The organism is Streptomyces sp. NPDC056486 (assembly GCF_042795295.1).
Lineage (GTDB): Bacteria > Actinomycetota > Actinomycetes > Streptomycetales > Streptomycetaceae > Streptomyces.
This window is the reverse complement of the sequence record NZ_JBHTSF010000073.1, coordinates 1-18,035: the sequence shown is the minus strand read 5'-3', so window position 1 is coordinate 18,035 and position 18,035 is coordinate 1. Positions and strand designations below refer to the sequence as shown.

Sequence of the window (18,035 nt, the reverse complement as noted above, 5' to 3'; positions counted from 1 at the left end):
CCCCCTCGTCGCCCGCTCACGGGGTGCAACGCCCGCGCGGCCTCATTCCATGCCCCGCCCTGTCGGTGCTTGACCTTGCCGCAACGTCAACGTTTCTACTGGCCTCATGAACGGGAAGAGCGGGATGCGGATCGGAGAGCTCGCCGGCATCGTCGGCGTCACCACGCGGGCCATCAGGCACTATCACCACCTCGGGCTGCTCCCCGAGCCCGAGCGGCGGGCCAACGGCTATCGGGAGTACGGGCTGCGGCACGCCGTCGTGCTCGCCCGCATCCGGCGGCTCACCGAGCTGGGGCTCGGCCTCGCCGAGGTGCGGGACGTGCTCGCGGACGACGCGGGGCGCGAGCTCGCCGAGGTGCTCGGCGAGCTGGACGCGGATCTCGCCCGGCAGGAAGCCGCTATCCGTGAGCGGCGGGAGCGGCTGCGGGTCCTGCTTGACGGCGCGGAACGCGGGGTCCTTTCCGCCGAGGGGCCCGTCTCCCCCGAACTCGGCGAGTTCTTCGCCGAGGTGGCCCGCTCCAGCGTCGGCCGCACGGGGCCCGAGTCCGCGATGGCCGCGAAGGACAGGGAACTGCTCGCCCTGATCGACACGACCGCGCCCCCGGAGGACCGGGACAGGCTCCTGGCCGCGATGCGCCCCGCCCTTGCCACTCCGGAGGCGGTGGAGCGCGCGCACGAGGTGTACGCGCTGCTCGACGCGCTCGCGGACACCGACCTCGCCGACGCCCGTACAGATGCGGCCGTGGACGAGGCCGCGCGGGCGCTCGCCGACGCGCTGCCCGACTCTCTCCTGGAGGAGCTGGGCATGGAGGGCGCGCAGACGGTGGCCGACGGGCTCGGCAGGGACGGCGGCGGCCCCTTCCTCGAAGCCCTCTACGCCGACTTCGCTCCCGCGCAGGCAGAGGCCGTACGCCGTGGGATGCGGCTGCTCATGGAACGGGGTGCGCGATGAAGGGCCCGGTGCGCGGCCATCGTCTGGAGAAGGTCGTGCGCGGCCTCGCCTGGGTCGTCGTACCCGTCGAAGTCGTCCTTGTCGTCTGCCTGCTGACCGGTGCCTCGCTCCCCTCCGACGTACTCATCGGCGTGGAGGCAGTCGCCATGGCGCTGCTCGTCGTGGAGGGCGTGGGGCTCGCGGTCCTGTACCGGCGGGGTGGGCGCGCGGCGGTCCGGGAGGTCGTGCCGGAGCCGGTGCGCGGCATCCTCGGGCACGAGCTGCGGGTCCTTTGCAGTCTCGGGCTGTGGGTGGCCCGGCGGCGGCACGGTGTGCGCGAGGGGGATCTGGCGTTCGGGCACGCCCGCGATCAGGCCGGGCTGCTGTACGGCCTCGTCTTCGTCTGCGTCGTGGAGACCGTCGGGATGGCCGTACTGCTGCGGAGCTGGCCCGTGGTCCACGCGGTGATGCTCGTCGTCGACGTCTACACCGTGGTCCTGATGCTCGGCGTGCACGCGGCCTCGGTGACCCGGCCGCACGTGCTGTCCGCCGACGCACTGCGCGTACGCCATGGCGCCCACCGTGACCTGCGGATACCGCTGGAGCGGATCGCCTCCGTGAGCGGGGAGCGGCGCTTCACGCACGAGGCCGCTGACGGGGTGCTCAACATTCCCGTCGCCGCGCAGACCTCCCTCACGCTGGAGCTGACGGAGCCCGTCACGGCGGTGGGGTTCCTCGGCGGGCGTCAGCCGGTGACGACGGTGAGGCTGCACTCCGACGAGCCGGCGGAGCTGCGGGCCGCGCTCAAGCAGGCCCTGGAACTCACGCGGGCCGTGGGACTCACGCAGGCGCGAACTGCACCTTCGCCGCACCGGGGTCGGCCTGCGTGAGCCGCACCCGCAGTCGCTCCCCCAGCGGAAGACCGTCGGTGCCGCCCGCGCCGCCCTCGATGCGGGCGACGATCGCGGGGTCGGTCAACTGGACGGTCCCGACGGACGGTTCACGCTCCTGTACGTCCACCACCACCGCGTCGAAGAGCTCGCCGACCCGGTCCTTGAGCAGGGCGGCCTCGACGAGGTCCACGCACTCTCGCTCCACGGTGTTGCCGCGCCGCGTCCCGTCCGCCATCTCCTTGGGCAGGTCGGGCAGCGCGGCGAGCACCCACTGTGGGGGCTCGTCCCCGGCGGCCGCCGCCAGGCACAGTTCGGCGGCGTAGCGGTCGACGAGACGGCGGAGCGGGGCCGTGCAGTGGGCGTAGGGGGCGGCGACGGCGGCGTGCGTGGTGAGGGAGGGGACGTCGCCGCCGCTGAACACGGTGTAGCCGGCGCCGCGCAGGAGCGTGGTGCACTCCTGGAGGAACGCGGCGTGGTGGGGCTCGTGCGGGTCGAGGGAGCGGACGAGCTCGGCGTACGGGACGTGGTGCGGCCAGTCGACCCGCAGGGCCTTCGCGGTGCGGCGCAGGCGGCCGACGGCGCCGTCCGGGGCGGTGGGCAGGGTGCGCAGGACTCCGGCGCCGGACTGGATCATCAGCTCGGCTGCGGCCATGCCGGTGAGGAGGGAGATCTGGGCGTTCCACCCGTCGGCGGGGAGCGTGGCGCGGTATTCGAGTTCGTACGCGCCGTTCCGCTCGACGATCTCCTGCTCGGGCACGTTGAGGGAGATGCCTCCCCTCTCGACCTCCAACTGCTCGCGGAGCCGCCCGATGTCGCCGAGCAGCGCGAGTGCCTCCTCCGCGGTGCCGTCGTCGATGGCCCGCTGCACACCTTCGTAGTCGAGCTTGGCGCGGCTGCGTACGAGAGCGCGGCGCACCTCGGTGGATACGGCGCGCCCCTCCGCGTCGAGGTCGATCGTCCACAGGACGGCGGGACAGTCCTGGCCCGGCAGGAGACTGGCCGCGCCCTCGCTCAGCGAGGTGGGGTGCAGCGGCACCTTCTCGTCGGGGAAGTAGAGGGTGGTGACGCGCCGGTGGGCCTCTGCGTCGAGCGGCGCGCCCGGTGTGACGTACGCGGCGACGTCGGCGATGGCGTACCGCACCCGGAAGCCGCCGGCCTGCCGCCGGGACAGGTGCATCGCCTGGTCGAGGTCGACGGAGGTGGGCGGATCGATGGTGAAGAGGGGGATGTCGGTCGCGTCGTGCGCGGGGAGGCGCGGAGCGGAAACAGCCTGCTCCGCGTCGGCGAGGACGTCCGCGGGAAAGCCCTCGGGAACATCCAGCTTCGTACGCAGCTCACGCAGCGCGCCCCGCAACGGAGCCTCGGCTGCGCCGGTCACACGGAGATGGCGACGGGGCATGGGACGAGCGTAGGCGCGGTGGGGCGGGGCGGCGCGGCGGGCCCCTGGCCTTGGGCGTGGGGTCCTGCGGGCCTTGGGCGTAGGTTCCTGGCCAGGGTGCCTTGTCTGGCTCGGTCGCTTCGGCGCTTCTGGCTTGGTCGCTTCGGCGCTTCTGGCTTGGTCGCTTCGGCGCTTCTGGCTTGGTCGCTTCGCCGCTTCTGGCTCGGCCCTTTCGGCGCTTCCGGCCCGGTCACCTCGCCGCTCCTGGCCTTGGGCGTGGGTTCCTGTGGGCCTTGGGCGTGGGTTCGTGGCCGGGGTGCCGCTTCTGGCTCGGCTCTTTCGGCACTTCTGGCCCGGCCACCTCGCCGGTCCTGGCCCGGTCACCTCGCCGCTCCTGGCCCGGTCACCTCGCCGCTTCCGGCCCGGCCGCCTCGCCGCTGTGGAGCGCCTCGTTGTTCCGGGGCGGGGCCGCACCGGTATGTCCGTCCTCGCCATCCGCCTGTGGGCGCAGCGATACTTCGGCGCCGGAGTCCTGCGAGCCGTGCTCCGGGCGGACATACCGGCACGTCCCCTCACGTGCGTCGCGCGGCTGCGGGAGCGTGGGGGGCGGGGACGCGAGGCTTGTGTGCGGGCTCGGGCTGCCGGGGCGATTACCCTGGCGCAGGGCCGCACCCCCACCCCGTTGCCCTCCGAAGGAGACCCATGCTCGTCCTGCTGCCGCCCTCCGAAGGCAAGGCGCCCTCCGGCCGCGGTGCCCCCCTGAAGCCGGAGTCGCTCTCCCTGCCGGCGCTCGCGGACGCGAGGCAGGCAGTGCTCGACGAGCTGGTCGACCTCTGCGTGGCGGACGAGGAGAAGGCCCGTGTCGTACTCGGGCTCAGCGAGGGCCTGCGGGGCGAGGTCGCGAAGAACACCGAGCTGCGCACGGCGGGCGCGCGCCCCGCGGGGGAGATCTACACCGGCGTCCTGTACGACGCCCTTGACCTCGCCACGCTGGATGCCGCCGCCAAGCGCCGCGCGGCCCGCTCGCTGCTTGTCTTCTCAGGGCTGTGGGGCGCCGTCGGCATCACCGACCGCATCCCTTCCTACCGCTGCTCGATGGGCGTGAAGCTGCCCGGCCTCGGCGCACTGGGCGCCTACTGGCGTACGCCGATGGCCTCGGCGATGCCCGACGCGGCGGGCGACGGGCTCGTACTCGACCTGCGTTCATCGGCGTACACGGCCGCGTGGAAGCCGAAGGGCGAGGTCGCTGACCGGACGGCGACGGTGCGGGTGCTGCACGCGCAGATGGTCGACGGGGTCGAGAAGCGTTCCGTCGTCTCGCACTTCAACAAGGCGACGAAGGGCCGGATCGTCCGCTCCCTGCTCGAGACCGGCACCCAGCCGAAGGACCCGGCCGAACTGGTCGAGGCGCTGCGGGACCTCGGGCACGTGGTGGAGGGCGAGGCACCCACGAAGGCGGGCAAGGCGTGGGCCCTGGACGTGGTGGTCCGGGAGATCCACTGACCCGCCCGGCCTTCGGTTGCAGCATGCGCAACGCCCTTTGCGCATGCTGCATGCACCGGGGCAGGATGCACCCATGACTTCCCCCTCCGCCGCGGCCTCCGCCTCCGCCTCTGTGCTCGATCTGGCCCCCGTCGTCCCCGTTGTCGTCGTGGAGGACGTCGCCGACGCCGTGCCGCTGGCCCGCGCTCTGGTCGCGGGCGGCCTTCCCGCGATCGAGGTGACGCTGCGGACGCCCGCCGCGCTCGACTCGATCCGGGCCATCGCCGCGGAGGTGCCGGACGCGGTGGTCGGCGCGGGCACCCTCATCTCGCCCCGGAACGTCGCGGACTCCGTCGACGCCGGGGCCCGCTTCCTGGTCAGCCCGGGCTGGACGGACACGCTGCTCGCCGCGATGAAGGCGTCCGGGGTGCCGTTCCTGCCGGGCGTCTCGACGACGTCCGAGGTCGTGGCGCTGATCGAGCGCGGCGTGCACGAGATGAAGTTCTTCCCGGCGGAGGCCGCAGGCGGGACCGCCTACCTCAAGTCGCTCGGCGGACCGCTCCCGCAGGCCCGCTTCTGCCCGACGGGCGGCATCGGCCTCGCGTCCGCGCCGTCGTACCTCGCCCTGCCGAACGTCGGCTGCGTGGGCGGCAGTTGGATGCTGCCTGCTGACGCGGTCTCGGCGAAGGACTGGGGCCGCGTCGAGGCCCTGGCCCGCGAGGCCGCTGCCCTTCGCTGAAACCGCCGTAACGGCCGGGCGCGAGTGCGTATCCGCGGGTACGTCGTGGCTGCGCGGCCAGCCCCCACCGACCCGCGGACAAGCAAGCCCTACCGCAGGTGAGACGTGTCGTTGAGCAGCCGTACCGACGCGTTTCCGTCGCCGTAGTACGCCACCGCCGAGACGGACGCCGCCGAGAGCTCCATCCGGAACAGGGACTCCGGCGGCGCGCCCAGCGCAAGGCGCACCAGCGTCTTGATCGGCGTGACGTGCGTGACCAGGAGGACCGTGCGGCCCGCGTACTCGGCGGCCAGACGGTCCCGCGCCTCCGACACCCGGTGGGCCACCGCGGCGAAGGACTCGCCGCCGGGCGGCGCCGCGTCGGGCGAGGCCAGCCACGCGTTCAGCTCCTCGGGCTGACGCTCACGCACCTCGCCGAAGGTGAGGCCCTCCCAGGCCCCGAAGTCCGTTTCGCGCAGTCCGTCCTCGACGCGTACGTCGAGACCGATGCGGGCGGCGACGGCCTGCGCGGTCTCCTGGCAGCGCTTCAGCGGCGAGGAGACGATCGCCTGGATCGTGCCCCGCGCGGCGAACGCCGCCGCCGCGCGCTCGGCCTGCTCACGGCCCACGTCGGAAAGGGACGGGTCGGTACCGCCGCTGCCGGAGAACCGCTTCTGAGGGGTCAGCGCGGTCTCGCCGTGCCGCAGCAGCACGAAGGTCGCGGGGGCGCCGAGGTCGGCGGGGGCGGCCCAGCCGACGGGCGGGGCCTGCGCGGCCACGTTGCCCGCGGCACGGACGTCCGCCCCTGGGCCGGAAACGGCCCTCGCGTCGAGCTCCGCCGTCGAATCCGACGGCTCCCACTGCTCGCCCCGCTTGCCCGCGTCCATCGCCTCGTTGGCAAGGCGGTCGGCGTGCTTGTTCTTCTCGCGCGGGATCCACTCGTACGTCACCTGGGACGCCGGGTAGATCCGCGCGGCCTCTGCGGCGAGCGGCTTCATGTCCGGGTGCTTGATCTTCCAGCGGCCCGACATCTGCTCGACGACGAGCTTGGAGTCCATGCGGACGTGGACCGAGGCGGTCGGGTCGAGGTCGTGTGCCACCTTCAGACCGGCCACGAGCCCCTTGTACTCGGCCACGTTGTTCGTCGCGACGCCGATGTACTCGGCGACTTCCCGCAGGGTCTCCCCCGTGGTCGCGTCGATGACGACCGAGCCGTAGCCCGCGGGCCCCGGGTTGCCCCGTGACCCGCCGTCGGCCTCGACGATGAACTCCCGCACGGCCACAGTGGCTTACAGACCCGACTCGGACGTGCGGACCAGGATGCGGCTGCAGTTCTCGCACCGCACGACCGTGTCGGGGGACGCCGCCTTCACCTCGTTGACCCCGGTGATGTCCAGCTCGATACGGCAGCCCTCGCAGCGCCGCTGGTAGAGCTTGGCCGCGCCGACGCCGCCCTCCTTGACGCGGAGCTTGTCGTAGAGCTTGAGGAGGTCGGCCGGGATCGAACCCGCCACGACCTCGCGCTCCTTGGATGCGGTGGCGGCCTCGCCGTCGATCCCCTCGGACGCCGCGTCACGCCGTGCCGTCGCGTCGTCGATCTTCGACTGGACCGAGGAGACACGTTCCGTCAGCTCGGCGACCCGCTCCTGGGCGGCCTCGCGGCGCTCCATGACCTCGAGGACCACGTCCTCCAGGTCACCCTGGCGCTTGGCGAGCGAGGCGATCTCGCGCTGGAGGTTCTCCAGGTCCTTGGGGGACGTCACGGCGCCCGAGTCGAGGCGCTGCTGGTCCCGGTTCGCGCGCTGGCGTACCTGGTCGACGTCCTGCTCCGCCTTGGTCTGCTCGCGGGAGCAGTCGCTCTCCTCGGTCGTCGAGGCGACGAGCAGGTCGCGCAGCTGCGTGAGGTCCTTGTTGAGCGACTCGATCTCGGCGTGCTCGGGCAGGGACTTCTTCTTGTGCGCCAGCTGCTGGAGGCGTACGTCGAATGCCTGGATGTCGAGGAGTCGGATCTGGTCGGCGGGCGCGGCGTTCAGTTGGGGGCTCCTGTGGTGTGGGTATTCGAGGCCGCGTGGGCGGTCCAGGGGTCGGTGACCGTCTTGGAGACGTGGACGCGAAGTCCCCATCCGTGACGGTCGGAGATCTGATCGAGCTGCGCCGCCGCCAGTTCGCACCACGGCCACTCGGTGGCCCAGTGCGCGGCGTCGAGCAGCGCGAGCGGAGTCTGTGCGCGGGCCTCCGACACCGGGTGGTGGCGCAGGTCCGCGGTGAGGAAGGCGTCCACGCCGGACGCGCGTACGTCGTCGAAGAGGCTGTCGCCGGAGCCGCCGCTGACCGCGAGGGTGCGGATGAGCTGCTCCGGGTCGCCCGCGACCCGGATGCCCTGCGCGGTGGCGGGCAGCCGCTCGGCCGCGCGGGCGGCGAGCTCTCGGAGCGTCAGGGGGTGTTCGAGCTCGCAGATCCGGCCGAGGCCGCGGCGCCCTTGCGCGTCGGCGGGGTCCGGTACGAGGGGACGCACGATCCGCAGGTCGAGCGCGCCCGCGAGGGCGTCGGAGACGCCCGGATCAGCGCGGTCCGCGTTGGTGTGCGCGACGTGCAGCGCGACGTCGTTCTTGATCAGGTCGTGGACGACGCGGCCCTTGAAGGTGGAGGCCGAGACCGTGGTCGTGCCGCGCAGATAGAGCGGGTGGTGCGTGATGAGGAGCTGGGCGCCCAGCTTCACCGCTTCGTCGACGATGTCCTGGACGGGGTCGACGGCGAAGAGGACCCGGGAGACCTCCGCGTCGGGGTCGCCGCAGACCGTGCCGACCGCGTCCCAGCTCTCGGCCAGTTCGGCGGGCCACAGGGCGTCGAGGGCGGCGATGACTTCAGACAGACGGGGCACGGGGAAAGGCTACCTTCCCTCCGTGCCCCACTGGCCATGGCTTACGTACTGCTACCGGCCGCGTACCGGTGGCGTGGCTCAGCCGCGTACTACTTGACGAGGAAGCCCTTGAGGTCGCCGAGGACCTCGTTCGCCGCCGTCACGCCAAGACCCAGGTACCAGGTCTCGTCCGGGACGTCCTTGGCCTGACCGGCCTTGACCGCGTCGAGCTTCTTCCACAGCGGGTTCTTCTCGGCCTCGGTGCGGCCCGTCTTCTTCGCGTCGCCGTAGACGCCGGTGAAGATCCAGTCCGCGTCGGCGTCGTCGATCTTCTCCGTGCTGATCTCCGTGGCGAGGTCGTTGACCTGCTGGTTCTTGGGGCGGGGCAGGCCTGTGTCGTCGAGGATCGTGCCGATGAAGGACGCCTTCGCGTAGAGGCGGACGCGGTCCGGCATGTAGCGGAGCATCGTGATCGTCGGCTTCTTTCCGCCGTCGCCGATCTCCTTGCCCAGGGCCGTGGCCTTCTTCTCGTACGCGCCGAGCTCCTCCTTCGCCTTGGCCGTCTTGTCGAGCGCGGCCGCGTTCAGGAGGTAGTTCTCCTTCCACGTGAAGCCGGGGCGGATGGAGAAGACGGTCGGGGCGATCTTGGAGAGCTGCGGGTAGAGCTTGGCCGCGCGCAGTTCGCTGCCGATGATCAGGTCCGGCTCGAGGTTCGCGATCGCTTCGAGGTTGAGGGCGTTGATCGTGCCGACGTCCTTGGGGTTGCCCGCGTCCTTCTTCAGGTAGCCGGGGATGCCGTCGTCGCCCTCGGTGGGGGCGTAGCCGACGGGCTTGATGCCGAGCGATACGACGTTGTCGAGCTCGCCGACGTCCAGGACCACGACCCGCTTCGGCTGCGCCTTGAGCTCGGTCTTGCCGCGTGCGTGCGTGATGGTGCGCGGGAACTTGCCCGGCTTCGCCGTGGTGCCCATCTTCGCGGTCTGCTCGGCGGCCTTGGAGAAGTCGTCACCGCCCTGGGCGACGGCCTTGCTGCCGCTGCCGTCGTCGGACTTGCCGGAGCTGTCACCGGACCCGCAGGCCGCGAGGGAGAGCGCGCCGGCCACGGCGAGGGCGATGGCGGCGGTGGCGCGGTGGCGGCGCGGTCGCATGGACCGTGCGGGCAGGGACCGTACAGACGGGGACATCGGTGCTCCAGGGGGTGTGCTGGTTGATCTGCCGCCCGAGCCGAAGTGCTGCTTGGACCACCCTTCAACCACTTAGGTTCGCCTTACTTTAAGCGCGCCCTCCCCGCCCAGCACAACCACCCCCGCCCCCTCAGGCGAATCGGCACATCGCCACCCTTCTGTGTGAAGCGGGCGACCACAGGTGCCACGGCAGTGCGTGCGAAAACTAGCTTCGTGGCCCGGAGGTACCCCCCATGACAGCGCCCACTCTTGAGCCCGAGCCCATGACCGTGCCGACGTCCCGCCCAGCGCCCGCGACACCCCCAGTCATCACCACCGACGGCACGTACGCCGCTCGCCTCACCCATGAAGGCGGCTCCTGGTTCCCCGAGCGCTGGACCCTGGACTCCCCCGAGCCGTACGCGGTGCCGCTGCCCGGCAGCCAACCGGAGGAGCCCGGCACGGAGGTGCTCCCGATGACGGACGGGCGGGTCCTGATCCACCGCGTCATCGACGGACGGCACACCTTCGCGCTCCTGTACCCGACGGGCCCGGAGACCGGCGAGGTACCGCTCGGCGCCGTGGAGTGCGGCGAGTCCCGGCTCACGCTGCTGCCGCCGTCACCGGTCGGCGGCCACGCCTACGCTCTCGCGGTGGGCGCGGGATCGACGGCCCTGTGGCTGGTGGCGGGCGGCGCTTTCGGGCCCGAGCACGTCGCCGAGATCCCGGGGCGCTGTTCGGGCGGGGCCTGGCTTGACGGAGAGGGCCGGATGCTCGCCCTTGACCGGGAGTTGGGCGGCCGGGTCAAGGCGGTGGCGGTGGACCTGGGGCGGGGCGGCGAGGTGTCGCCCCTCCTCCAGATCGCCGACGAGAGCAATGACCGGGTGCTGCTCGCGGACGCCGAGAGCGGGCTGCTCCTGATCCGCTCGGACGCGCCGGGTCACGACAGGATCGGCTGGGGAATCCTCGGCGGTACGCGCCCGGTGCGCTTCCCCGAGTGCCTGCGGCTGCCCGACCTCGCGGTGACGCCGTTCGCCATCCAGCCCGGTCAGACGCTGATGCCGGAGGGCTGTGCGGTGGCGCTGCGGATCGACGGGGCGGCGGGCAGCTGGCTCGGCATATGGCGCCCCGCCGATCGACGCCTGCACCAACTGGCGGCACCGGCAGGGTGGTTGGCCGGTGCGGGGTGGTGGACACGAGAGGGAGCGCTGCGCCTTCCGTATGCGACGGAGGCGGTGCCGTGCGGGGTCGCGGAGGCGGAACCGGCCCCTCCGGCGGCGGCGCCCGCGCCGGTCGCCGCGCGGCCCGTTCCGTTGCAGCAGGCGCCCCTCACGGGGCGTACGGGCGTTCGTTAGACTCGCCCGGCTGCACGAACGATCTTCTTTACCGTTTTACGGGGTGAGTGTGTTGATGATGGCCGAGATCAGTACGGAATCCGAGCGGAATCCCGAGCCGCGGGAGGCGGCGGGCAGTTCCGGCGCCGGTAGGCACCGGGGGCCTGTGGCCGAGCGTGACGAGGCGGGGGCGCCGCGGGGGCGGCATCGCCGCCAGGGCAACGAGAACTGATTCTTTCCCCAACGCCGGACGGCTGAAAGATTCAGCCGTCCGGCGTTTGAGGACCGGGGTCTGGGGCGGAGCCCCAGGTAGGTCCGGGGCGCAGGCACGCCACGCGGCGGAGCCGCAAATTGATACAGCCGGGAAGGGGCGGGGTGGGGGACAGATCATCCCCGCTTCAGCCCGAGCACCTCGGCCGCCGCGAACGTCTCCCCCACCGGCCGCCCGGCGTAGTAGGGCGACAGGACCTCGTCCAGCTCCTCGTACGAGAAGGCGTCCTTCGCCGTGTCGAACTTCGCCGCCACCTTGGGCCGCTCGACCACGGCGACCATTCCGCCGTGGACCACGAGCAACTGCCCGTTGACCCCGCCGGCCGCGGGCGACGCCAAGTAGCCGACCAGCGGCGCCACATGCTCGGGAGCGAGCGCGTCGAGCTCGTCGGCGCCGGGCTCCTGGAAGCCCGCGAAGACGTCCTCCGTCATCCGCGTGCGCGCGCGTGGGCAGATGACGTTCGCCGTCACGCCGTACTTGCCGAGCGCCAGCGCGCTCGACGTCGTCAGGCCGACGATGCCGCCCTTCGCCGCCGCGTAGTTCGGCTGGCCCGCCGAACCCGCGAGGAACGCCTCCGACGACGTGTTGACGATCCGGCCGTACACCGGCTCCCCCGCCGCCTTGGAGCGCTCGCGCCAGTGCACGGACGCGAAGTGCGTCGTGTTGAAGTGGCCCTTGAGGTGGACGTGGATGACCGAGTCCCACTCGCTCTCGCTCATCGAGAAGATCATCCGGTCCCGCAGGATCCCGGCGTTGTTGACCAGGATGTCGAGCTTGCCGTACGTGTCGATCGCCAACTGGACGAGCCCGCGCGCCTGTTCGTAATCCGCGACATCGCCCAGGTGCGCGACCGCCTGCCCGCCCGCCGCCCGGATCTCGGCCGCGACCTCCTCGGCGGGCGTCGCCGACGCCTCGCCCGAACCGTCGCGGCCGGTCTTCCCGAAGTCGTTGACGACGACGCTCGCGCCGAGCCGGGCGAGCTCCAGGGCCTCCGCACGACCGAGGCCCCGGCCCGCTCCTGTCACGATCGCGGCCAAACCCTCGAGTGGCCGTGGCAATGGCTGTGCCATCAGGGATCGAAGTCCTCTCAGATCTCGATGCACGTACGCAGCGCGACGCCCGTACGCATCTGGTCAAGCGCTTCGTTGATCTCGGAGAGCGGCACCCGGTGGGTGATCATGCTCTCCAGGTCGATCCGGCCCGCGCGCCACAGCGCGATGGCCCGCTCGTAGGACTGCAGGACGTCGCCGCCGCCGTACATGGACGGCAGGATCTTCTTCTCGTCGAAGAACAGCTCGAACATGTTCAGCTGAAGGTTGTCGTCCATGGCGCCCGCGCCGACGATGACGAGCGTGCCGCCGCGACGCGTCTTCTCGTACGCGGTGCGGGCGGTGGCGGACTTGCCCACGACCTCGAAGACGTAGTCGAAGCCCTCGCCCCCGGTCACCCGCTGCTTGGCGTCCTCAAACGCGTCCGGTGCGACCGCCTCCGTCGCGCCGAACCGCAGCGCCGCCTCGCGCCGCGACTGGACGGGGTCGACGGCGATGATCTGCGCCGCGCCCTTGAGCCGCGCGCCCTGGATGGCGGAGATGCCGACGCCGCCGCAGCCGATGACGGCGACCGACGAACCGGCTTTCACATCAGCGGTGTTGATGGCGGCGCCGAGCCCCGTCGTCACTCCGCAGCCGATGAGGGCCGCGATGTCGAAGGGCACGTCGTCCGGGATCGGCACGGCGCAGCCCGCGTCGACCACGACCTCCTCGGTGAAGGTCCCCGTGCCCGCGAAGCCGAAGACGTCACCGCTCGGGCGCTTGAAGTTGGGCGTGCCCGCGTTCATGAACCCGGCAAGACACAGCTGGCTCTGGCCGCGCTTGCACGCCGGACACTGGCCGCAGGCGGGCAGCCAGCACACCAGGACCCTGTCCCCCTGGCTGATCCCGCTGACCCCGTCACCGACGTCGAGGATCTCGCCGGCGCCCTCGTGGCCGGGGATGAACGGCCCTGGCTGCGGCAGTACGCCGTTCATCGCGGAGACGTCGGAGTGGCACAGGCCGGTGGCCCGCACCCGGATCTTCACCTTGCCGGGGCCGAAACCCACCGTCTCGACGTCGTCGAGGACCTCGAGCTTGTCCTGGCCTATCTCGTGCAGTACGGCTGCGCGCATGGTGCGGCTCCTCTCGTACGAAGATTCAGGCGTGTCCGTGGCTTCAGGCGTGTCCGTAGCTTCAGATGTGTCCGTCGTTTCAGACGTGTTCGACGATCGTGTCGGCGAGGACCGGCGCGTCGTCCCGCTCGACCGCCGTCACCGCCACTTGGACGCGGCCCTCGGAGCGCCACATCCGGATCCGCAGGGTCTCGCCGGGGAAGACGATCCCGGTGAAGCGCGTGCTGTAGCCGCGCACCCTCGACACATCGCCGCCCAGGACCGTGTCGACGACGGCCTTGAGCGTCATCCCGTAGGTGCACAGGCCGTGCAGGATCGGCCGGTCGAAGCCCGCGAGCTCGGCGAACTCGGGGTCGGCGTGCAGAGGGTTCCAGTCCCCTGAGAGGCGGTAGAGCAGCGCCTGCTCCTGGCGGACGGCGCGCTCGACGACCTTGTCGGGCTCTCCGTCGGGGGCCGGGAGGCGGGTGGAGGGGCCGCGTTCGCCGCCGAATCCGCCTTCGCCGCGTACGAAGATCTGGGCGTCGCTCGTCCACAACGGACCTTCGGCGTCGGCCACTTCGGTGCGCAGGACGAGGATCGCGGCCTTGCCCTTGTCGTACACGGCGGCCACCTTGGACGTGGTGGTGGCCTTGCCCTTGACCGGGATCGGGCGGTGCAGCGTGATGCTCTGGCCGCCGTGCAGGACCGCGGCCAGGTTCACCTCGATGCCGGGTGACGAGAGCCCGCCGACGACACCCATGCCCGCGCCCGCGACGGTCGCGAAGCTGGGCAGGACGTGCAGCTTCGACTCCAGGGTGTAGCGCAGTTCGTCGGGGTCGGTGGCGGGGACGCCCGCTCCCAGGCCCAGGTGGTAGAGCTGGATGTCCTTGTGATCCCAGGTGATCTCGGCCGACCTGGGCTCCGCGGCCAGTGCTTTCGCGGCATCGATGGGCATGTGGTGGCAGCTCCTTGGCCGGTCTGAAGACCTCGGTGCGACCGTCCGCACCGTCGGTCGCACCGAGGTCGCAACAGGGCCGGAGGAGCCCGTTCTAGAACGCGTTCCAGTCCGGCGATCCCATGTATAGCTGAGCGTCCGGTAGTTGTGAAGCCTCCTGACGTCACGTCAGATACGCCGCTGATCAAGCGTGTGACATTTGTACCGGCCGAGTCCGTACAACCGCATCTGCCGCCGCACCACCCCGGATTCGTAACGTCAGGGGCATGACGAAGACAGTTCCCGCAGAGCTCTCAGAGCCCGCAGAGCGGGCCGTGGCGTTCACCGGCGTGGTCAAGGCCTTCGGCCCGCTCCACGCCGTCGACGGCGTCGACCTGGAGATCCACCGCGGCGAGACCGTCGCCCTGCTCGGCCGCAACGGCGCGGGCAAGTCCACGACGATCTCCCTCCTGCTCGGCCTCGACGACCCCGACACGGGCCGCGTCGAGCTCTTCGGCGGCCCGCCCGAGGACGCCGTGCGCGCCGGGCACGTGGGCGCCATGCTCCAGGAGGGCCGCCTGGTCCCGCGTGTCACCGTGCGCGAGCTGGTCTCCTTCGTGGCCGGGCGCTATCCGGCGCCGCTGCCCGTCGGCGAGGCCCTCGCGCTCGCCGGGATCGAGGATCTTGCCGGGCGGCGCGTCGACAAGCTGTCCGGGGGTCAGACGCAGCGGGTGCGGTTCGCGGTCGCGCTTGCCGGGAACCCCTCGCTGATCGTCCTCGACGAGCCGACCGCCGCTCTCGACGTGGAGGCCCGGCAGGTGTTCTGGGCGTCGATGCGGGCCTACGCGCGCCGCGGCAACACCGTCCTGTTCTCCACCCACTACCTGGAGGAGGCGGACCGGCACGCCGACCGGATCGTCGTCATGGACCACGGCCGGATCGTCGCCGACGGCAGCGGGGAGCAGGTCAAGCGGTCCGCGGGCGGCAGCACCGTCTCCTTCGACCTGGCCGGGCGCGGCAGTGAGGGCCTGACGCTGCTGCCCGGCGTGGTCTCCGTCGAGGTGCACGGGGACCGGGCCCGGCTGCGTACGACGGACTCCGACGCGACCGTGATCGCACTCGCGGAGCTCGGCGCGATCCGTGGCCTCGAGGTCGCGGCGGCCTCGCTCGACGAGGCGTTCCTGACCCTGACCGCTCCCGTTTCTCTCACCCCTAAGGCCGTGTGATGTTCGCCTACCTCAGGCTCGAAGTGCGCAGGACGCTCCGCGACCCCGGCTTCATGATCGGCGGCATCGGGCTCCCGGTCCTCATGTATCTGCTGTTCACCAACATCGGCGGCGGCTCGGACCACGACGGGTGGAAGACGACGTCGATGATCGGCATGGCCGCTTACGGGTCCATGATCGCCGCCCTGAACACCGGTACCGGTGTCGCCGAGGACAAGACGATCGGCTGGCTGCGGCAGCTGCGGGTCACACCGATGACGCCGCGCGAGGTCGTGGCCGGCCGGGCCCTTACCGGTACGGTGACCGTGCTCCCGGCGATCGTGGCGGTGTTCGCCGCGGGCGCCCTGGTCAACGGCGTACGCCTGGATGCCTGGCAGTGGGCGGCGGCCGCGGTGCTGCTCTGGCTCGGCTCGCTGCCCTTCACGATGCTGGGGCTCGGCAACGGCTACCGCCTGACCGCGCAGACCACAGGCGTGGTGAACACGGCCTGCAATCTGGGGCTCGCAGTGCTCGGCGGCCTCTGGTTCCCCGTCGACCTGTTCCCCGGCTGGCTGCGCGCCCTGTCCGACTACACACCCACGCACCGCTTCGCACAGCTCGGCACGTCAGTGACGGACGGCGGCGGCATCGGTCTCGGCACGGTCGCGGTCCTTACCGCCTGGCTGCTCGTCTTCGGTTCGTACGCTGTCACCTCGTACCGCCGGGCTGCGCGGACCGTATGACGACGCCGACGACACACCAAGGGCGCGACAGGAGAAGCAATGTCGGAGAGGCAGTGCCGGTGAAGAACTTCTGGCAGAGGCACACACGTCTCGCGGGATGGAAACACAGCAGCAAGGCGCAGCTCGCCGAGATGCGGGCGCACGAGAAGTCCGGCCGGAGCAAGCCGGAGGACCTGGGCCCGCCCAACGGCTTCGCGATGCTGCCCTGGCTCCTGATGGGCATGGGGTCCTTCTCCAACCTCCTCCAGGGCAAGGCGGGCAACCCCTGGCTCGCCGGCATCGGCCTGCTGACCTTCAACTCCCTCTACATCAGCGTGGTGTTCCGCGCCTTCACCAAGCAGGCCAGGGAGGCGCGCGCCACCAAGTACTCGCTGCTCGGCCTCACCGCGGTCACCTTCGCCCTCGCCATCGGCTACGGCGGCAGCTGGCTGATGTTCTTCCCGCTCCTCGGCCTGGCCACCGGCTCGGTCCTGCGGGGCAAGCAGCTGGCTCCCGCGGGCTTCGCCCTGAGCATCTCCGCGGCGGTGGTGGGCGGGATGAAGGACGGCTGGGACGCCGCGGGCATCGCGTACGGCACGTTCATCTCCGTCATGGTGACGGCCGCGATCCTTGCCCTCTCCGAGACGGTCAAGGAACTGCGCACCACCCGCGAGGAGTTGGCCCGCAGCGCCGTCGAGAAGGAACGTCTGCGCTTCTCCCGGGACCTGCACGACCTGCTCGGCCACACGCTCTCGGTGATCGTGGTCAAGGCGGAGGCCACGCGCCGTCTCGCCCCCCGCGACCTGGACGCGGCGCTCGGCCAGGTCGCCGACATCGAGTCCGTCGGCCGCCAGGCCCTGACGGAGATCCGCGAGGCGGTCACCGGCTACCGCGAGGGCAGCCTCGCCACGGAGCTCGACCGGGCCCGCGATCTCCTGGACGCGGCGGGCATCGAGGCGGTCGTACGCCAGTCGGGGCCGCCCCTCGCCCCGCAGACGGCGGCGCTGCTCGGCTGGGTGGTCCGGGAGTCCGCCACGAATGTCGTACGCCACTCCAAGGCCACCCGCTGCGAGATCGAGGTGGCGGGCACCGCCGAACGGACTCGGCTACTGATCACCGACGACGGCCGCGGCGTAGGCTCGACAGCGCCCGGCAGCGGGCTGAAGGGCCTGGCCGAACGCCTCGCGGCGGCGGGCGGCTCCCTGGAGTCCGGCCCCGCACCGCGCGGCGGCTTCCGGGTCACGGCGGAGCTGCCGGTCACCGAGCTCAGTACCGGCCCCGTTGTGGAGGAGCGCACCCCATGATCAGAGTCCTGCTCGCCGAGGATCAGGGCATGATGCGGGGCGCGCTCGCGCTGCTGCTCGGCATGGAGGAGGACATCGAGGTCGTCGCGCAGGTCGGCGCGGGCGACGAGATCGTGGACGCGGCGCTGAACTCCCGCCCCGACGTGGCGCTCCTCGACATCGAACTGCCGGGCCGCAGCGGGCTCGACGCGGCGGCGGACCTGCGCGACGAGTGCCCCGAGTGCCGGGTCCTCATCCTCACGACCTTCGGCAGGCCCGGCTATCTGCGCCGGGCCATGGAGGCGGGCGCGGTGGGCTTCCTGGTCAAGGACGGCCCGGTGGAGGACCTCGCGGAGGCGATCCGCCAGGCGCTGCGGGGCGAGACGGTGATCGACCCCGCGTTGGCGGCGGCCGCCTTGAGCGCGGGGCCCAGTCCACTGACGGCCAGGGAGGCCGATGTCCTGCGTGCGTCCGTGGACGGGGCGACGGTCTCCGACATCGCCGAAAGGCTGCATCTGTCGGAGTCGACGGTGCGGAACTATCTCTCGGGGGCGATCGGGAAGACGGGGACGCGGAACCGGATGGAGGCGGTGCGGGAAGCGCGGCAGCGGGGTTGGCTTTGAGCGGGCTCGATCACCGGCTTCGCCGAGTTCGTCCTCAAGCGCCGGACGGGCTGGATACTTTCAGCCCGGCCGGCGTTTGAGGCCATCTTGTCGGG

General features: G+C 71.7%; 18 protein-coding genes. 10 read left to right on the top strand and 8 right to left on the bottom strand.

The features are described from left to right. The first annotated feature begins 124 nt into the window (after nucleotides 1-124). Nucleotides 125-952, top strand: a complete 828-nt coding sequence (locus ACFQ7F_RS26055) for a MerR family transcriptional regulator (protein WP_383274720.1) — start codon at nucleotides 125-127, stop codon at nucleotides 950-952. 8 nt (nucleotides 953-960) lie between these two features. After that, nucleotides 961-1,821 (top strand): hypothetical protein, encoded by an 861-nt coding sequence (locus tag ACFQ7F_RS26050; protein ID WP_383274638.1) that lies wholly within the window; start codon nucleotides 961-963, stop codon nucleotides 1,819-1,821. On the opposite strand, the gene ACFQ7F_RS26045 is transcribed toward ACFQ7F_RS26050, so the two are convergent. Then, entirely contained in the window at nucleotides 1,772-3,223 is a 1,452-nt protein-coding gene (locus tag ACFQ7F_RS26045; RefSeq protein WP_383274635.1) for an RNB domain-containing ribonuclease, read from the bottom strand. The two genes, ACFQ7F_RS26050 and ACFQ7F_RS26045, sit on opposite strands and share 50 nt — an antisense overlap. 681 nt (nucleotides 3,224-3,904) lie before the next feature. Between ACFQ7F_RS26045 and yaaA the strand changes: the two genes are divergently transcribed. Together yaaA and eda are read left to right on the top strand one after the other, a co-directional pair. Continuing rightward, complete coding sequence (gene yaaA, locus ACFQ7F_RS26040) at nucleotides 3,905-4,705, top strand: peroxide stress protein YaaA (protein ID WP_383274632.1); 801 nt, start codon at nucleotides 3,905-3,907, stop codon at nucleotides 4,703-4,705. Nucleotides 4,706-4,778: 73 nt separating this feature from the next. Further along, nucleotides 4,779-5,423, top strand: coding sequence for a bifunctional 4-hydroxy-2-oxoglutarate aldolase/2-dehydro-3-deoxy-phosphogluconate aldolase (eda, locus tag ACFQ7F_RS26035; RefSeq protein WP_383274629.1), 645 nt, complete (start codon nucleotides 4,779-4,781; stop codon nucleotides 5,421-5,423). Nucleotides 5,424-5,512: 89 nt separating this feature from the next. On the opposite strand, the gene ACFQ7F_RS26030 is transcribed toward eda, so the two are convergent. From ACFQ7F_RS26030 to ACFQ7F_RS26015, 4 genes are all read right to left on the bottom strand, one after another. Continuing rightward, nucleotides 5,513-6,679 carry a bifunctional RNase H/acid phosphatase gene (locus tag ACFQ7F_RS26030; protein WP_383274626.1) on the bottom strand — a complete coding sequence of 389 codons (1,167 nt, stop codon included), beginning with the start codon at nucleotides 6,677-6,679 and terminating at the stop codon, nucleotides 5,513-5,515. 12 nt (nucleotides 6,680-6,691) lie between these two features. Further along, a complete protein-coding gene (locus ACFQ7F_RS26025) occupies nucleotides 6,692-7,435 on the bottom strand; it encodes a zinc ribbon domain-containing protein (RefSeq protein ID WP_383274717.1) in 744 nt (247 codons plus the stop codon). Then, on the bottom strand, nucleotides 7,432-8,283 hold the full coding sequence (locus ACFQ7F_RS26020) for a Nif3-like dinuclear metal center hexameric protein (protein WP_383274623.1): 852 nt from the start codon (nucleotides 8,281-8,283) through the stop codon (nucleotides 7,432-7,434). Before ACFQ7F_RS26020 ends, ACFQ7F_RS26025 begins: the two co-directional genes overlap by 4 nt. An 89-nt stretch (nucleotides 8,284-8,372) precedes the next feature. After that, nucleotides 8,373-9,410: an ABC transporter substrate-binding protein gene (locus ACFQ7F_RS26015; protein ID WP_383274714.1), complete on the bottom strand. Its 1,038-nt coding sequence runs from the start codon at nucleotides 9,408-9,410 to the stop codon at nucleotides 8,373-8,375. 269 nt (nucleotides 9,411-9,679) lie between these two features. Here ACFQ7F_RS26015 and ACFQ7F_RS26010 point away from each other — a divergent pair, with 269 nt between their 5' ends. Beyond that, nucleotides 9,680-10,780: a hypothetical protein gene (locus tag ACFQ7F_RS26010; RefSeq protein ID WP_383274620.1), complete on the top strand. Its 1,101-nt coding sequence runs from the start codon at nucleotides 9,680-9,682 to the stop codon at nucleotides 10,778-10,780. Between the two features lie 43 nt (nucleotides 10,781-10,823). After that, nucleotides 10,824-10,991 (top strand): hypothetical protein, encoded by a 168-nt coding sequence (locus tag ACFQ7F_RS26005; RefSeq protein WP_383274617.1) that lies wholly within the window; start codon nucleotides 10,824-10,826, stop codon nucleotides 10,989-10,991. A 155-nt stretch (nucleotides 10,992-11,146) separates the two neighbouring features. Here the strand turns inward: ACFQ7F_RS26005 and ACFQ7F_RS26000 are convergent, their stop codons facing one another. The 3 genes from ACFQ7F_RS26000 to ACFQ7F_RS25990 form a co-directional block, all read right to left on the bottom strand. Further along, complete coding sequence (locus ACFQ7F_RS26000; RefSeq protein ID WP_383274614.1) at nucleotides 11,147-12,100, bottom strand: 3-oxoacyl-ACP reductase; 954 nt, start codon at nucleotides 12,098-12,100, stop codon at nucleotides 11,147-11,149. A gap of 17 nt (nucleotides 12,101-12,117) precedes the next feature. Next, a complete protein-coding gene (locus ACFQ7F_RS25995; RefSeq protein WP_383274612.1) occupies nucleotides 12,118-13,194 on the bottom strand; it encodes a Zn-dependent alcohol dehydrogenase in 1,077 nt (358 codons plus the stop codon). Nucleotides 13,195-13,273: 79 nt separating this feature from the next. Further along, entirely contained in the window at nucleotides 13,274-14,128 is an 855-nt protein-coding gene (locus ACFQ7F_RS25990; protein WP_383274609.1) for a MaoC/PaaZ C-terminal domain-containing protein, read from the bottom strand. A gap of 266 nt (nucleotides 14,129-14,394) precedes the next feature. Between ACFQ7F_RS25990 and ACFQ7F_RS25985 the strand changes: the two genes are divergently transcribed. The 4 genes from ACFQ7F_RS25985 to ACFQ7F_RS25970 all read left to right on the top strand — a co-directional run bounded on the left by ACFQ7F_RS25985 (nucleotide 14,395) and on the right by ACFQ7F_RS25970 (nucleotide 17,940). Further along, nucleotides 14,395-15,333 (top strand): ABC transporter ATP-binding protein, encoded by a 939-nt coding sequence (locus tag ACFQ7F_RS25985; protein WP_383274606.1) that lies wholly within the window; start codon nucleotides 14,395-14,397, stop codon nucleotides 15,331-15,333. Then, nucleotides 15,333-16,055, top strand: a complete 723-nt coding sequence (locus ACFQ7F_RS25980) for an ABC transporter permease (RefSeq protein WP_383274603.1) — start codon at nucleotides 15,333-15,335, stop codon at nucleotides 16,053-16,055. The genes ACFQ7F_RS25985 and ACFQ7F_RS25980 overlap by 1 nt, the downstream gene beginning before the upstream one ends. Before the next feature lie 131 nt (nucleotides 16,056-16,186). Then, a complete protein-coding gene (locus tag ACFQ7F_RS25975; protein WP_383274712.1) occupies nucleotides 16,187-17,338 on the top strand; it encodes a sensor histidine kinase in 1,152 nt (383 codons plus the stop codon). Further along, entirely contained in the window at nucleotides 17,335-17,940 is a 606-nt protein-coding gene (locus tag ACFQ7F_RS25970) for a response regulator (RefSeq protein WP_383274600.1), read from the top strand. The genes ACFQ7F_RS25975 and ACFQ7F_RS25970 overlap by 4 nt, the downstream gene beginning before the upstream one ends. Nucleotides 17,941-18,035 lie beyond the last annotated feature (95 nt).

What these genes read in the sequence shown, in the direction of transcription:
- ACFQ7F_RS26055 (WP_383274720.1), top strand. Translation starts at nt 125, where the DNA reads ATGCGGATCGGAGAGCTCGCCGGCATCGTCGGCGTCACCACGCGGGCC.
- ACFQ7F_RS25990 (WP_383274609.1), bottom strand. Translation starts at nt 14,128, where the DNA reads ATGCCCATCGATGCCGCGAAAGCACTGGCCGCGGAGCCCAGGTCGGCC.
- ACFQ7F_RS26015 (WP_383274714.1), bottom strand. Translation starts at nt 9,410, where the DNA reads ATGCGACCGCGCCGCCACCGCGCCACCGCCGCCATCGCCCTCGCCGTG.
- ACFQ7F_RS25980 (WP_383274603.1), top strand. Translation starts at nt 15,333, where the DNA reads ATGTTCGCCTACCTCAGGCTCGAAGTGCGCAGGACGCTCCGCGACCCC.
- eda (WP_383274629.1), top strand. Translation starts at nt 4,779, where the DNA reads ATGACTTCCCCCTCCGCCGCGGCCTCCGCCTCCGCCTCTGTGCTCGAT.
- ACFQ7F_RS25975 (WP_383274712.1), top strand. Translation starts at nt 16,187, where the DNA reads ATGCGGGCGCACGAGAAGTCCGGCCGGAGCAAGCCGGAGGACCTGGGC.
- ACFQ7F_RS25985 (WP_383274606.1), top strand. Translation starts at nt 14,395, where the DNA reads ATGACGAAGACAGTTCCCGCAGAGCTCTCAGAGCCCGCAGAGCGGGCC.
- yaaA (WP_383274632.1), top strand. Translation starts at nt 3,905, where the DNA reads ATGCTCGTCCTGCTGCCGCCCTCCGAAGGCAAGGCGCCCTCCGGCCGC.
- ACFQ7F_RS25970 (WP_383274600.1), top strand. Translation starts at nt 17,335, where the DNA reads ATGATCAGAGTCCTGCTCGCCGAGGATCAGGGCATGATGCGGGGCGCG.
- ACFQ7F_RS26000 (WP_383274614.1), bottom strand. Translation starts at nt 12,100, where the DNA reads ATGGCACAGCCATTGCCACGGCCACTCGAGGGTTTGGCCGCGATCGTG.
- ACFQ7F_RS26010 (WP_383274620.1), top strand. Translation starts at nt 9,680, where the DNA reads ATGACAGCGCCCACTCTTGAGCCCGAGCCCATGACCGTGCCGACGTCC.
- ACFQ7F_RS26045 (WP_383274635.1), bottom strand. Translation starts at nt 3,223, where the DNA reads ATGCCCCGTCGCCATCTCCGTGTGACCGGCGCAGCCGAGGCTCCGTTG.
- ACFQ7F_RS25995 (WP_383274612.1), bottom strand. Translation starts at nt 13,194, where the DNA reads ATGCGCGCAGCCGTACTGCACGAGATAGGCCAGGACAAGCTCGAGGTC.